General features: G+C 42.3%; 9 protein-coding genes, 2 tRNA genes, 2 rRNA genes and 1 pseudogene. 10 read left to right on the forward strand and 4 right to left on the reverse strand.

The window, feature by feature from the left end; translation table 11 throughout:
* The first annotated feature begins 22 nt into the window (after nt 1-22).
* On the forward strand, nt 23-943 hold the full coding sequence (locus F886_RS18165; protein WP_081402313.1) for a DMT family transporter: 921 nt from the start codon (nt 23-25) through the stop codon (nt 941-943).
* Nucleotides 944-1334: 391 nt separating this feature from the next.
* Here the strand turns inward: F886_RS18165 and F886_RS18170 are convergent, their stop codons facing one another.
* From F886_RS18170 to F886_RS18180, 3 genes are read right to left on the reverse strand one after another with little or no spacing between them, the layout of a single operon-like run.
* The gene (locus tag F886_RS18170; protein ID WP_005309164.1) at nt 1335-1904 is read right to left on the reverse strand and encodes an L-threonylcarbamoyladenylate synthase type 1 TsaC; all 570 of its coding nucleotides are present in this window, start codon (nt 1902-1904) and stop codon (nt 1335-1337) included.
* A 49-nt stretch (nt 1905-1953) separates the two neighbouring features.
* Entirely contained in the window at nt 1954-3087 is a 1134-nt protein-coding gene (gene dprA / locus F886_RS18175) for a DNA-processing protein DprA (RefSeq protein WP_005309166.1), read from the reverse strand.
* A gap of 20 nt (nt 3088-3107) precedes the next feature.
* On the reverse strand, nt 3108-4262 hold the full coding sequence (locus tag F886_RS18180) for a LysM peptidoglycan-binding domain-containing protein (protein ID WP_005309168.1): 1155 nt from the start codon (nt 4260-4262) through the stop codon (nt 3108-3110).
* 122 nt (nt 4263-4384) lie between these two features.
* On the opposite strand from F886_RS18180, the gene def reads away from it, so the two are divergent.
* The 4 genes from def (at nt 4385) to F886_RS18200 (ending at nt 7838) form a co-directional block, all read left to right on the forward strand.
* Nucleotides 4385-4915 carry a peptide deformylase gene (def, locus tag F886_RS18185; protein WP_004795267.1) on the forward strand — a complete coding sequence of 177 codons (531 nt, stop codon included), beginning with the start codon at nt 4385-4387 and terminating at the stop codon, nt 4913-4915.
* A gap of 43 nt (nt 4916-4958) precedes the next feature.
* Nucleotides 4959-5384 carry a DUF2946 family protein gene (locus tag F886_RS18190; protein ID WP_005309169.1) on the forward strand — a complete coding sequence of 142 codons (426 nt, stop codon included), beginning with the start codon at nt 4959-4961 and terminating at the stop codon, nt 5382-5384.
* Nucleotides 5385-5456: 72 nt separating this feature from the next.
* On the forward strand, nt 5457-7571 hold the full coding sequence (locus F886_RS18195; RefSeq protein WP_005309171.1) for a TonB-dependent copper receptor: 2115 nt from the start codon (nt 5457-5459) through the stop codon (nt 7569-7571).
* Between the two features lie 54 nt (nt 7572-7625).
* Nucleotides 7626-7838 (forward strand): hypothetical protein, encoded by a 213-nt coding sequence (locus tag F886_RS18200; RefSeq protein ID WP_005309173.1) that lies wholly within the window; start codon nt 7626-7628, stop codon nt 7836-7838.
* Nucleotides 7839-7909: 71 nt separating this feature from the next.
* Here the strand turns inward: F886_RS18200 and F886_RS18205 are convergent, their stop codons facing one another.
* On the reverse strand, nt 7910-9121 hold the full coding sequence (locus F886_RS18205; RefSeq protein WP_005309175.1) for an oxygenase MpaB family protein: 1212 nt from the start codon (nt 9119-9121) through the stop codon (nt 7910-7912).
* Between the two features lie 88 nt (nt 9122-9209).
* Here F886_RS18205 and F886_RS18210 point away from each other — a divergent pair.
* From F886_RS18210 to F886_RS18230, 5 genes and pseudogenes are all read left to right on the forward strand, one after another.
* A pseudogene (locus tag F886_RS18210) lies at nt 9210-9780 on the forward strand (TetR/AcrR family transcriptional regulator).
* A gap of 519 nt (nt 9781-10299) precedes the next feature.
* Nucleotides 10300-11837: ribosomal RNA gene (locus tag F886_RS18215) — 16S ribosomal RNA — on the forward strand.
* Nucleotides 11838-11896: 59 nt separating this feature from the next.
* Nucleotides 11897-11973, forward strand: a tRNA-Ile gene (locus F886_RS18220).
* A 55-nt stretch (nt 11974-12028) separates the two neighbouring features.
* Nucleotides 12029-12104 (forward strand) — tRNA-Ala (locus F886_RS18225).
* 352 nt (nt 12105-12456) lie between these two features.
* Nucleotides 12457-15349 (forward strand): 23S ribosomal RNA (locus tag F886_RS18230).
* The 16S and 23S rRNA genes sit together here with 2 tRNA genes alongside, the layout of an rRNA operon.
* Nucleotides 15350-15534: the final 185 nt, after the last annotated feature.

The following is a 15534-nucleotide window of genomic DNA, read 5'->3' on the forward strand; positions in this document are numbered from 1 at the left end:
CTTTTGTAGATGGTGTATTACTATGAGTCAGGTCATGAAATATCACAAATGGGCATTTATTTTTCCCATTTTGGCAGTACTGATTTGGTCTTTAAATATTGTAGTCACCCGCTATGTCTCGGATTATATCTCTCCAGTAAGTATTAGTTTTTATCGGTGGTTAATCGCTTTTATTATTTTAACGCCGTTTATGCTCTTACCTGTTTGGAGACAAAGACGATTATTAATACCATATTTACCTAAGCTGGCTGTGTTAAGTGCATTTGGGATGGTGCTTTATCAAGGGCTTGCTTATACGGCTGCCCATTATACCAGTGCAACCAATATGGGAATTGTGAATGCATTTATTCCTATCTTTACAATCTTTGTTTCGCTTGCGATTTTAAAAGATGTGCCTAATCGATTTGCAGTTTTTGGCAGCATTTTATCTTTCGCAGGTTTGCTATATGTTATGTCCCAAGGAAATATTAGCCATTTATTAAGTGGAGGGGGGCATCTTGGTGATGCATTGATGATTATTGCCGTATTCTTCTATGCATTTTATGGGGTTTTCCTTAAAAAATGGCAGCTTCCACTTCCAATCATGACAAGCTTATATGTTCAGATCGGATTTTCTGTAATATTTCATCTGCCTTTAATTTTTTGGTTTGGACTAGATGCTTTAAATGCACAAAATGCGCCAAGTGCTATTTATGCAGGTGTATTTGCTTCACTGATTGCACCGTTAGTTTGGATGTTGGCTGTTCAACAATTGGGTCCCAATAGAACAAGTATTTTTATGAACTTGGTTCCTGTTTTTACAGCAATTATTGCAAGCATTTGGTTGTCTGAGCAATGGACCATCTATCACACAATAGGTGGGATTGTTATCTTAATTGGTATCATTATGGCTCAGAAAAAAGTCAGTCCTAAAAAGAGCAGTTTAATGCAAGAGCAAAACTAAAGTCGTTAAAAAAACTATGGCATATTTTTAAAAAAACTAATGAAAATATGCCATTTTTTTCTTAGTTAAAGTTTTTCTATATGATTTATAAATAGTTTATAAGAATAGATTGAAATATAAATATTAAAAAAGCCGAGTAAAAATATTAATATAATTTTAATTTATAAGCGAAAATTCGTAAATTCCCTACACTTTTCATGCTTTTTTTAGAGAAATAATATATTTCTCTCATTTGATCTCTTACTACATAATAGCGACCACTACGAAAGACGTGCTTTTTTTGCAAATTATCTTTCGTTGCAGAGATATCCAAACCCTCTGGATGCGGTATATACCCATCCTTTTTTATGCTCAGTTATCCCTATATAACTGAGCTTTTTTTTGTCTGAAATTAGGCGCGAATAATCTCTCCAGTGAGAGCATTAATAATTCTACTTGGTTGCTGACTTTGGCCTAAATCACCATTGAGATAGTTTAATTGTGAACCAAAGTATTGGCAGGCATCTTGTAGTGAATGAGCAGGTTCTTGCCCACTTGGGTTGGCACTCGTCGAGACAATAAAACCATGAAAAGCATTGCATAATGCCACACATAAAGGATGTGTAGTGACTCGAACAGCAACAAGTGGATGTTCACCTTTAATCCAAGATGGAATGTGTTCGCCAGCAGGCAATAGCCAAGTTGTAGCTCTTTCAGAAGGTTGATGATTCGTCCAACAATCAATAATTTCTTGTTGGGTTGTTTGAGGTAGAGAAGTTAGTAGGTGCCCAACTTGGCTAATATGACCTGCTAACAAAATCACTCCCTTTTCAATAGGCCTTTGCTTTAACTCAAGAATTTTTTGAAAAGCTTGTTCATTAAAAGGGTCGCAACCTAACCCCCAAACTGCCTCAGTTGGATATGCCAAAACTTGACCTTGTTGTAAACATTCGGCTGCTTCGGTAACTGAGGTGGTAATCATGGTAATACTCTTCCTTTCAATCAAACAGAATTGCTATTGTGCTCCAGCACTAAGAGCGACAACGTAAATACAGCCCTGATTGTTGCATACATAAACCAAGTAGTTCTAGTTCCATGAGTGAAGAGGTGAGTTCTGCCACAGGTTGAGAGTGATGTATGACAAGCTGGTCAATATTTTGTCCGACCCAGTCTAAAGACTGATAAAGGTTAATTAAATGTTCAGGAATTTCTGGGGCACAAGAAACCATGACCTCTTCAGTTGAGTTCTGTTGCTGACTTTGCCATTGAGTAGGTAAAGCAAGATCTTCAATAATTTGTTCAGGATGATCGACTAAAATGGCTCCCTCACGAATAAGTTGATGGCAGCCCTGATGAAACTCACTGTAAATATGACCAGGAATTGCAAATACGGTTTTACCTTGCTCGGCAGCTTTGTTCGCAGTAATGAGAGAACCACTTTTTAAAGTAGCTTCTACCACTAACACACCTAAACTCAGGCCACTGACAATTCGGTTCCTACGAGGAAAATGTTGCTGTAATGGTGGCGTACCCGGCAAAAACTCAGTAATGATGGCGCCGTTTTGAGCCAAGATCTGTTCTGCAAGTTTTTTATTTTGAGCAGGGTAGGTACTGTCTAAACCTGTTCCTGTCACCGCAATCGTACGTTGATGTGCTGAAGCTCCTTGGTGAGCAGCTTCGTCAATGCCATATGCCAAACCACTACTTACATAAAATCCTTTTTCACTTAAGTAATAGGCAAAATCATAAGCAACCTGACGACCATGTGGACTTGGTTTTCGACTACCTACAATCGCAATTTGTGGTTGTAACAAAGCTTGCGCTTGGCCTTTACCAAATATGATGGGTGGATGGTCTGTATAAGGTAGTAGTTGCGTAGGATAGCCAAGGTCTTCTGACGTTAAAATAAAGTCGGTATATTGCTGGATCTGCTCAATTAGTTTTTCAAACTGAGCTTGACCCTGAGCAGTTTGAAATTCATCTACGCGTTTTAAATGATTAGCATGTAACCCGAGATTGCACCATTGAGATAACCCAGCAGGTTGGACCGCTTTTTCACAGCTACCAAAATAATTGACAATTTTTTTGAAGCTAACTAATGAGTGTTGCACCAAATACCACACTTTAAGCGTGTGGTAATGGTGTGAAGAAAGTTGAGTAAGCATTGTAAAGGGTGTATCCAGCGTTAATCATCAAAACGAGGTGGCTGAATACTTGAACCAACTTTAATAGGTAGGTCACTTTCTAATACGTAGGCATAGCTAAGCTGATCAAAAGTTCTGAAAACCATCAGACTACCAATCTGTTGTCCTGGTAACTGTATTGGTTCTTTGGTTTTAGGGTCTCGAATAGTCTCACCCTTTTGAGTAATATCAAAAACTTGCCCTACTTGAACCCCTTGTGCTGTACCTCGGTCCAAAGTCACCACACTATTTTTTGCAGCGCTGCCAATTGAACCCATTACACGAATGATCTTGCCAGCATCTGTAACTTGAGTGGCATCTACCGGATAAAATAAAGTAGGTAATGTTGCTTCTTCTTCCGGCATAACCCGATCACCACGGCGTACTTCGGAATTGTAGCTATCAGTTAACTCAAGTGTTGTTATGTCTTTTTCAGAAGAGATCGCAATTCCTGAGGCAACTTGTTGCAGTTCAATACCTAGACTATGCTTTTTACCTTTACTGTCTGTGAAATAATAAGGTTCGCCTTCACGGTAGACTGCATAACGTTGGCCATTAACTAAACCTTGTCCACGCGCATAAATGGTTTGGCCTCTTGCTGCAAGCACGCGTTGATCAGCAGTACCCACAATATAAGGAGTGTGTTCAATTGCGTCGGCTGGCAAAATTGTGCTGTGTTCTAACCACTGTTTGATATGTTCAAGTGGAATAACAGGCACATTGTCGTTAAGCGATTCCACACGAACTTGAGGTTGCAAGTTTGTCATTTGGCCTGTGTAGCGACGAATAATGCCAACGCAACCATCTCCCTCATCTTTACCGATCAATGGTCGACCCGCTAAACTGCATAACAACAATCGGTCACCAGGATAAATCCAGTGTGGATTTTTGACATGTTGATTATTTGCCCAGATTTCTGGCCAGCGCCAAGGTTTACTTAGGAAATGACCGGAAATATCCCACAGCGTATCTCCGCGTTTTACAACGTAGACATGTGGTGCATTACTTTTTAGAGAGGGTGGATTATGGTTTGGACTAGCAGCATGAACCTCTGCTACTGTAACCATTGCAACCCCTGTAAAAAGTGCGAAAGCAAGTAAATGCTTTTTTATCCCCAAAGCATGAAATTCAACCATGCCGTTAAAAACCTTTTTCATTATGATAATTCCTAAAAATTATGCGTGCAGATGCGTTATAATAGGCGGCTAACACACAATTTTTCGATGAAGTATTTCCTTCATTTGGTTTTTCAATCAATGGCATAAGTGAGGACGTCAGTATGGCCTTATTACCTATTTTAAGTTTTCCTGATCCCCGTCTTCGTACCATTGCTAAGCCTGTTGAAGAAGTTACTGATGAAATTCGTCAACTTGCAGCAGATATGCTTGAAACCATGTATGCCGCACCCGGTATTGGTTTAGCAGCTTCACAAGTAGATCGTCATATTCAGTTAATCGTTATAGATTTATCTGAAGCTAAAGATGAACCCTTGGTTTTTATTAACCCCAAAATCACTCCACTGACAGAAGATAAGCAGCAGTACGAAGAAGGCTGCCTATCGGTGCCACAAATATACGATAAAGTTGAGCGCCCGTCACGTGTGAAAATTGAGGCAATTAACCTTGAAGGTCAAGCATTTGAGATAGAAGCTGATGGACTTCTCGCTGTTTGTATCCAACATGAAATGGATCACTTAAATGGCAAATTATTTGTGGATTATTTGTCGCCACTTAAACGTCAGCGTGCTCGAGAAAAAGTCGAAAAAGTTGTTCGTCAACGTGAGCGTGAAAAAGTTGCAGTAAAACGTTAAAAATTTCTATTCTTGAAACATTAATATAGTGTGGATGTGATTTTTGGTTTTTCGTAGTGGTTTACTGCTTGCATGTGCAGCAGTATTTTTACAGGTTGCGGTATTTCTACAGCCGCTATTACCGAAGCAATATCAAATTGCTCCGGTCTGTGAAACTATTACTCGTGCTTTGCTTAAACCCAAAGCACAAATGGAAACCATGTCACATACCATGCATTCACATCATGAACATCATATTGAACAGGCACAAGCTTCTGGACAACATGATCATCATGATGCAAATCACCAGTGTCAATATTGTACCGTCTATGCCAATTTGGTTTTACCACCTGAATTTGGTGTAAAAGAAGTTTTAGTCCGCATACAAGTCCGCTTAGTTGCCTATCAACAAGCATTTCGACATGTTTACTTTGCGCTACAGCGACTTTTCCTACTCCCTCAAGGGCGCGCACCGCCTCTATTTGCATAAATAAAAGCAATTTTTTGTTGGGGTCTTAACTGACTTCAATATCACTTTATTTATGTTTTAGAGCGTATAAAAATGCCACATTCTAAATTCTTATTACAACCTCTATGGGTTGCGATGCTTGCTGTCTCTCATTCGGGTCTAGTTTTTGCTGATTCAGAAAGAAATGATGTTGATACCAAAACACTTCATTCATTAGCACCTATTGTTGTTACAGCACAACAAGGTAACGATGCAAATGGTTTGATTGTACATGCCGACCCGAAACAGCCCATTCAGCCAGTACCTGCTACAGATGGTGCAGACTATCTACAAAGTATTATGGGTTTTAACTCAATACAAAGCGGTGGAACAAATGGTGATGTGACCTTCCGAGGCATGTTTGGTTCACGCATCAAAATTTTGACAGATGGAACTGAGAACTTGGGTGCATGTCCAAATCGTATGGATGCTCCAACTTCTTATATCTCTCCAGAAAGTTATGATCGTATTTCTGTCATTAAAGGTCCGCAAACTGTTCAATATGCCAATACAGGTTCTGCTGCAACAGTCCTTTTTGAACGTCAGCCTGAAAAACTCACCTCTGAAAAACCTTATCGTGGACAAGCGAGTGTCTTATTAGGTTCCTATGGGCGTATTGATCATAATGTTGAAGCAGCAATTGGCGATGAAAAGAAATATATTCGTTTAAATGCCAACCGTTCAGAGTCTAATAGTTATCAAGATGGTGATGGCAATACCGTGCCTTCAGCATGGAAAAAGTGGAATGCTGATGTAGCACTTGGTTTCACCCCAGATGAAGACACATGGATTGAACTCACGGGTGGGAAATCTGATGGTGAATCGCTTTATGCTGGGCGTTCAATGGATGGTTCTCAGTTTGCGCGTGAAAGCTTAGGTCTGCGGTTCGAAAAGAAAAATATCACTGATGTCATTAAGAAAATTGAAGGGCAGGTGAACTACAGCTATAACGACCATATTATGGATAACTTTAGCTTACGTACTCCGCCATTAGTTGAAATGAATCATGGTGGTATGACCATGCTGATGCCGAACGCGATGGCAATGCAGGTAACGCGCCGTACATTAAACTCACGTTTGGCCATGACTTCTGAATGGAATAAGTGGAGTTTGATTACAGGTGTAGATTCTCAATTCAATAAACATGGCGGTAGCATGTCATCGCCAAATATGCCTTCTATGAATGTTTCATATCGTCAAGATATGCGTTTTCAATCATACGGTGCTTTTGGTGAACTTGGTTATCAATGGAACGATCTCAACAAATTGGTTACAGGTGCACGTTTAGATCGAGTCACAGTTGAAGATGAACGTGCCGACTCTCAAGCAAAGGGTTTTAACACCAAACTTAAAAAGACTTTACCGAGTGCATTCGTTCGCTGGGAAAATCAACATCCTGAGCATGATCTAAAAAGCTATATCGGTTTAGGTTATGTAGAGCGTATGCCAGATTATTGGGAGCTTTTCTCGCCTAAACATGGTAATGCAGGTTCAACCAATACTTTTAACGGTGTGAATCCCGAGAAAACATTACAGTTGGATATGGGTTTCCAACAACAACATGGTGCTTTAAATACATGGGCTTCTGCTTATGCAGGCTTAGTAGATGACTACATTTTAATGAGTTACCACCATCATCCAAGTATGGGAATGGATGGGCATGACATGAGTCATGATATTACTGCGGGTGCCAAAAATATCGATGCAACCATCGCAGGCGCGGAAGCGGGTATTGGATATCAATTTACCGACCATATTCAGGCAGATTTGAGTGCTATGTATGCGTGGGGTAAAAACACCACAGATGACAAACCGCTACCTCAAATTTCCCCTTTAGAAGGTCGTTTAAATATTCGCTATGTGGCTGACAAATATAACTTAGGTCTGTTGTGGCGTGCGGTTGCTGAGCAAAACCGCGTGAGTCTACATCAAGGTAACATCGTGGGGTATGACCTCAAACCAAGTAAAGGTTTTTCAACTCTTTCTTTAAACGGAAGTTACAACCTTCGTAAAGATATTGATGTCTCTGTTGGTATCGATAACGTACTAGATAAAACCTATACCGAACACTTAAACAAAGCGGGTAGTGCAGGTTTTGGATTTGCGAGTGAAGAGCAATTCAACAATATCGGAAGAAATTACTGGGTTCGTATGAGTATGAAGTTTTAATAACCTATAGCGAATGAAATGAACTGAAAATATTAATTGAATGAGAGAAATGAAATGACAAATAAATTATCGCCTGAACAATCGTGGTGGGGATGGAAGTCACTTATTGTGGCTTGTATCTTGAGCTTATTGTTTATGATTATTTTTTACGTGGCGATCAACAATGAGCCTGACTACATGCCAAGTCAAAAAAATAAGCAAATGGTGGAAACACCTGAGCAAATGAATCACGCTGAAATGCACATGCATAGTTCATCAGCTCAATAAGTGTCTTAATATTTGAAAAAGGAAGTCTGGTTAACAGGCTTCCTTTTGTTATTTTTAGGTTTTAAAAATTATTAATGCATACTTGCTAAGGTTTTTGCCTTACCTTGATTCTGATAAAGCGTTAAGCCAAGTTTTTGTATATTGCGACCTGATTTGGATAAAAACTTTTCAACTTTTGGTGAAAGCTTCGCACCACTATAAAGTAGTGAATTGCGCACAATCAAATAATAAGCAAACCATGAAGCAGACTGCTGAGGCAATCCAAGTAGTTTCATTCTTTTCTTACCAATAAAAAATTGGGTAAGTTCTAAATGTTGGCGGTAAGCAAGCTTCTGCTGCAAAGAGCGTAAATGCAGATATTTTCTCTCAAAAGGCTCTTTAGATAAACTCGATCCTAATTCAACACTGCTGTGATCAGAGCGAGGGTGAGCAAACTGCATCCAGTAAAGTAACCGCCAACCTTCGGATTCAGATTGAATAAGCCATTTTTCATCGATACCCATCAACCAGCCAACATAGCGCCAAAAATGTAAAAAACTCTTAGCTTCTTGTTTCGTTGGCCATACACCTAAAGCTCTAATACCGAGTAAAACTACACTGCTAAAGGCCAAATTAGTCATTGCTAAATCAAATTGATTAAGAGGAATTCCCCAAACTTCACTATCCCAACGATCAGACTTTTTTAATTGTCGGCGAACAAGTGCGTGAATAAAGCGAACATAAATCGTTGAGGTGAAACCTGAGCTTAAACGAGAAAGTCCTTGAGGTTCAGTAATATCAACCCACCATTTTGTGGTTTCTGCTAAACGAGTACCCGCCTGTTTTTTCAATGCGCCCGTTAAAATTAGAGGCTGATTAAATCCCGGATATAAGTATCCTGCCATTAAAGATAAATCTCTAAGAATAAAACCATTATTTACTCCTAAACGATGAGTAAATTTAACAGCCTCATCAATTTGGCGCTGGTCTAACCATTCGGGCTTTTGTTCAATGTAATTAAAGAAATTTTCTAACTCAGTAGGTAGCGGCTCAGATAGGTCATCGCGGCCTTGAAATAATATCTTCTCAAAAAACATTCGGTGACCTTTGGGGTTTTGCATAACCCAATCAATCACCTTATCCATTTCAACGTCCCCTTCACAAAGAGCACGTTCTAAAGATGCATATTCTGTATAGTTCGGTTGAGCTGGTTTTTCGCAACAGACATTTAAAAACTGTGTAAAGAAATTACTGTCTTGCATGTCATTAAAAGAAGCAAGTCGAGTTGGGCTAATCGTTTGCATATCGTTACTTACTTATTGAACTGAATAATAAATAGGCTAATATGAATAATTATTCGCATTCAATTCGCATTTAACGAATAAACAACCGATGAGAAAAGCTCCACAGCAACAGCGTTCAAAAATTATTGTTGACCATATTTTAGAGGCGACACAGCACTGTATTGCCCAATATGGCTTACTACATACTACAACTCCTAAAATTGCAGAGAAATCTGGAGTAAGTGTAGGTTCGATTTACCAATACTTTGAGAATAAAGATCAAATCATAGAAGAACTATTACGCCGTAAAAGCGAACTATTAGGACATCAACTTAAAGAGCTGGTTATGCAGCAAGGAAATATTCCTTTAGACCTGCTCATCCCCTTGGCGATAGAGCTAGGGTTTAATGCATTAAAAGCCGATCATGGATTTTTTATAGAAGTGTTGAAACATTGGCATGACTATAGCCATTCGCAAGCTGCTCAGATTTTAGAAAAGCATTTTTTTGAAGTCGGGCTATATACATTTAGTAGAAATCCTCATCAGTGGGACTTCGAACAGGTGAAGCATAAATCCTTTGTAATTATTAATAGTACGCTTTTTACGATGATGCGATATGTGAGTCAGAATAATTTTCTTATATCAGAACAACAACTTAAGCGCGAATTGTCGAGCATGATCTTGGCTTATTTAGGTCAAAAATAAATAATTAAAATAATTACTTATATAAAACAATAGGTTAAATTGTTTGTTGATTTAAAAGTGAACGCTCAAGTCATGAGTTTCTAATTTTCGCTTGCAAAGGGATATTAATCCTCTATAATGCACATCCATCGGCGGTGATGCAGATAAGAACTTGTTGAAAAACAGTTGCTTGGAATTAAGTTGGTTACTTTAAGTGATGAATTTGATGAGAAGTTGGTTTTGAGATTAAGTTTTAAAAATATCGAAATTACCTGTTGACTTTTAAGAGATTAAGAGTAATATAGCCGACCTAGCTTGCTGGTGACGAACCAGGAAGAAGATCATTAAGAGAATTGAAGAACAACTTGTGTGGATTTTTACTGATTGATCGATCGAAATATTATCATTGATTGATTGGTTTAAATTACTCGAAGTTTATTTGAGCGAAATTTAAGTCAGAAAATTGATGAGCCAGAATTGGCACCTTGTCTTTAATAAGGTGCAAAATGATTTTTAACTGAAGAGTTTGATCATGGCTCAGATTGAACGCTGGCGGCAGGCTTAACACATGCAAGTCGAGCGGAGTGATGGTGCTTGCACTATCACTTAGCGGCGGACGGGTGAGTAATGCTTAGGAATCTGCCTATTAGTGGGGGACAACATTTCGAAAGGAATGCTAATACCGCATACGTCCTACGGGAGAAAGCAGGGGATCTTCGGACCTTGCGCTAATAGATGAGCCTAAGTCGGATTAGCTAGTTGGTGGGGTAAAGGCCTACCAAGGCGACGATCTGTAGCGGGTCTGAGAGGATGATCCGCCACACTGGGACTGAGACACGGCCCAGACTCCTACGGGAGGCAGCAGTGGGGAATATTGGACAATGGGCGGAAGCCTGATCCAGCCATGCCGCGTGTGTGAAGAAGGCCTTATGGTTGTAAAGCACTTTAAGCGAGGAGGAGGCTACTTTAGTTAATACCTAGAGATAGTGGACGTTACTCGCAGAATAAGCACCGGCTAACTCTGTGCCAGCAGCCGCGGTAATACAGAGGGTGCAAGCGTTAATCGGATTTACTGGGCGTAAAGCGCGCGTAGGCGGCTAATTAAGTCAAATGTGAAATCCCCGAGCTTAACTTGGGAATTGCATTCGATACTGGTTAGCTAGAGTGTGGGAGAGGATGGTAGAATTCCAGGTGTAGCGGTGAAATGCGTAGAGATCTGGAGGAATACCGATGGCGAAGGCAGCCATCTGGCCTAACACTGACGCTGAGGTGCGAAAGCATGGGGAGCAAACAGGATTAGATACCCTGGTAGTCCATGCCGTAAACGATGTCTACTAGCCGTTGGGGCCTTTGAGGCTTTAGTGGCGCAGCTAACGCGATAAGTAGACCGCCTGGGGAGTACGGTCGCAAGACTAAAACTCAAATGAATTGACGGGGGCCCGCACAAGCGGTGGAGCATGTGGTTTAATTCGATGCAACGCGAAGAACCTTACCTGGCCTTGACATAGTAAGAACTTTCCAGAGATGGATTGGTGCCTTCGGGAACTTACATACAGGTGCTGCATGGCTGTCGTCAGCTCGTGTCGTGAGATGTTGGGTTAAGTCCCGCAACGAGCGCAACCCTTTTCCTTATTTGCCAGCGAGTAATGTCGGGAACTTTAAGGATACTGCCAGTGACAAACTGGAGGAAGGCGGGGACGACGTCAAGTCATCATGGCCCTTACGGCCAGGGCTACACACGTGCTACAATGGTCGGTACAAAGGGTTGCTACCTAGCGATAGGATGCTAATCTCAAAAAGCCGATCGTAGTCCGGATTGGAGTCTGCAACTCGACTCCATGAAGTCGGAATCGCTAGTAATCGCGGATCAGAATGCCGCGGTGAATACGTTCCCGGGCCTTGTACACACCGCCCGTCACACCATGGGAGTTTGTTGCACCAGAAGTAGCTAGCCTAACTGCAAAGAGGGCGGTTACCACGGTGTGGCCGATGACTGGGGTGAAGTCGTAACAAGGTAGCCGTAGGGGAACCTGCGGCTGGATCACCTCCTTAACGAAAGATTGACGATTGGTAAGAATCCACAACAAGTTGTTCTTCATAGATGTATCTGAGGGTCTGTAGCTCAGTTGGTTAGAGCACACGCTTGATAAGCGTGGGGTCACAAGTTCAAGTCTTGTCAGACCCACCATGACTTTGACTGGTTGAAGTTATAGATAAAAGATACATGACTGATGATGTAAGCTGGGGACTTAGCTTAGTTGGTAGAGCGCCTGCTTTGCACGCAGGAGGTCAGGAGTTCGACTCTCCTAGTCTCCACCAGAACTTAAGAGAAGTTCGGATTACAGAAATTAGTAAATAGAGATTTAGATCTTGGTTTATTAACTTCTGTGATTTAAGTATCACGGTATTAAGCATGACCTGACGAAGGCATGTTTATTCATTAACAGATTGGCAAAATTGAGTCTGAAATAAATTGTTCACTCAAGAATTTAGATTAAGCAATTAATCTAGATGAATTGAGAACTAGCAAATTAACTGAATCAAGCGTTTTGGTATATGAATTTAGATTGAAGCTGTACAGTGTTTAAATACACAGGCAACAGATAGTAGCGATGAAGAATCGCACGGACAACACTCACTTGTAAGTGTTGACGACTGTTTGGGGTTGTATAGTCAAGTAATTAAGTGCATGTGGTGGATGCCTTGGCAGTCAGAGGCGATGAAAGACGTAATAGCCTGCGATAAGCTCCGGGGAGGCGGCAAATATCCTTTGATCCGGAGATTTCTGAATGGGGGAACCCACCTACTTTAAGGTAGGTATTGCAACATGAATACATAGTGTTGCAAGGCGAACGAGGGGAAGTGAAACATCTCAGTACCCTTAGGAAAAGAAATCAATTGAGATTCCCTTAGTAGCGGCGAGCGAACGGGGATCAGCCCATTAAGTTATGTGTGTTTTAGTGGAACGCTCTGGGAAGTGCGAACGTAGAGGGTGATATTCCCGTACACGAAAGGGCACACATAATGATGACGAGTAGGGCGAGGCACGTGAAACCTTGTCTGAATATGGGGGGACCATCCTCCAAGGCTAAATACTCCTGACTGACCGATAGTGAACCAGTACCGTGAGGGAAAGGCGAAAAGAACCCCTGTGAGGGGAGTGAAATAGATCCTGAAACCGCATGCATACAAGCAGTGGGAGCCGACTTGTTCGGTGACTGCGTACCTTTTGTATAATGGGTCAGCGACTTATATTCAGTAGCGAGGTTAACCGTATAGGGGAGCCGTAGAGAAATCGAGTCTTAATAGGGCGTTTAGTTGCTGGGTATAGACCCGAAACCAGGCGATCTATCCATGAGCAGGTTGAAGGTTGGGTAACACTAACTGGAGGACCGAACCCACTGTCGTTGAAAAGCCAGGGGATGACTTGTGGATAGGGGTGAAAGGCTAATCAAGCCTGGTGATAGCTGGTTCTCCCCGAAAGCTATTTAGGTAGCGCCTCGGACGAATACCATAGGGGGTAGAGCACTGTTTCGGCTAGGGGGTCATCCCGACTTACCAAACCGATGCAAACTCCGAATACCTATGAGTACTATCCGGGAGACAGACTGCGGGTGCTAACGTCCGTAGTCAAGAGGAAAACAATCCAGACCGCCAGCTAAGGCCCCAAAATCATAGTTAAGTGGGAAACGATGTGGGAAGGCATAGACAGCTAGGAGGTTGGCTTAGAAGCAGCCACCCTTTAAAGAAAGCGTAATAGCTCACTAGTCGAGTCGGCCTGCGCGGAAGATGTAACGGGGCTAAAACTATGTGCCGAAGCTGCGGATTTGACTTTTAGTCAAGTGGTAGGGGAGCGTTCTGTAAGCCGATGAAGGTGTATTGAGAAGTATGCTGGAGGTATCAGAAGTGCGAATGCTGACGTGAGTAACGACAAAACGGGTGAAAAACCCGTTCGCCGAAAGACCAAGGGTTCCAGTCCAACGTTAATCGGGGCTGGGTGAGTCGACCCCTAAGGCGAGGCCGAAAGGCGTAGTCGATGGGAAATTGGTTAATATTCCAATACTTCTGTGTAATGCGATGAGAGGACGGAGAAGGTTAAGTCAGCCTGGCGTTGGTTGTCCAGGTGGAAGGAAGTAGGCATGCATCTTAGGCAAATCCGGGGTGCTCTATGCTGAGATCTGATAGCAAGCTGTACTTGTACAGCGAAGTGGCTGATACCATGCTTCCAGGAAAAGTCTCTAAGCTTCAGTTACACAGGAATCGTACCCGAAACCGACACAGGTGGTCAGGTCGAGTAGACCAAGGCGCTTGAGAGAACTCTGCTGAAGGAACTAGGCAAAATGGTACCGTAACTTCGGGAGAAGGTACGCTGCTGACGGTGATGACCCTTGCGGTCTGAGCTATTGGCAGCCACAGAAACCAGGCCGCTGCAACTGTTTATTAAAAACATAGCACTCTGCAAACACGAAAGTGGACGTATAGGGTGTGATGCCTGCCCGGTGCTGGAAGGTTAATTGATGGGGTTAGCGTAAGCGAAGCTCTTGATCGAAGCCCCAGTAAACGGCGGCCGTAACTATAACGGTCCTAAGGTAGCGAAATTCCTTGTCGGGTAAGTTCCGACCTGCACGAATGGCATAATGATGGCGGCGCTGTCTCCAGCAGAGGCTCAGTGAAATCGAAATCGCTGTGAAGATGCAGTGTACCCGCGGCTAGACGGAAAGACCCCGTGAACCTTTACTGCAGCTTGACATTGAACTTTGACCTTACTTGTGTAGGATAGGTGGGAGGCTTTGAAGTTGGAACGCTAGTTCCAATGGAGCCGTCCTTGAAATACCACCCTGGTAATGTTGAGGTTCTAACTCTGCCCCGTAATCCGGGGCGAGGACCATGTCTGGTGGGTAGTTTGACTGGGGCGGTCTCCTCCTAAAGAGTAACGGAGGAGTACGAAGGTGCGCTCAGCGTGGTCGGAAATCACGCGTAGAGTATAAAGGCAAAAGCGCGCTTAACTGCGAGACCCACAAGTCGAGCAGGTACGAAAGTAGGTCTTAGTGATCCGGTGGTTCTGTATGGAAGGGCCATCGCTCAACGGATAAAAGGTACTCTGGGGATAACAGGCTGATACCGCCCAAGAGTTCATATCGACGGCGGTGTTTGGCACCTCGATGTCGGCTCATCTCATCCTGGGGCTGAAGCAGGTCCCAAGGGTATGGCTGTTCGCCATTTAAAGAGGTACGCGAGCTGGGTTTAGAACGTCGTGAGACAGTTCGGTCCCTATCTACCGTGGGCGCTGGAAATTTGAGAGGATCTGCTCCTAGTACGAGAGGACCAGAGTGGACGAACCTCTGGTGTACCGGTTGTGACGCCAGTCGCATCGCCGGGTAGCTATGTTCGGAAGGGATAACCGCTGAAAGCATCTAAGCGGGAAGCCTACCTCAAGATAAGATTTCCCTAGGACTTTATGTCCTCTAAAGAGCCGTTCGAGACTAGGACGTTGATAGGTTGGATGTGGAAGCATAGTGATATGTGAAGCTGACCAATACTAATTGCTCGTGAGGCTTGACTATACAACACCCAAGCAGTTGTATATAAAGCATCAATCGATTCATTAATATGCAAAGCAACTTGATTTAGTTATATGCTTAGCTAAAATGAACAACTAAAGTAAGATTCAATCAGCCCATCTGTAAAGATTTGGAAAACGCATCGGCACATTAAGACCAATGCAAGTATCCATACCAGTTGTGCTGGC

The organism is Acinetobacter sp. NIPH 542 (genome assembly GCF_000369825.1).
Classification (GTDB): domain Bacteria; phylum Pseudomonadota; class Gammaproteobacteria; order Pseudomonadales; family Moraxellaceae; genus Acinetobacter; species Acinetobacter oleivorans.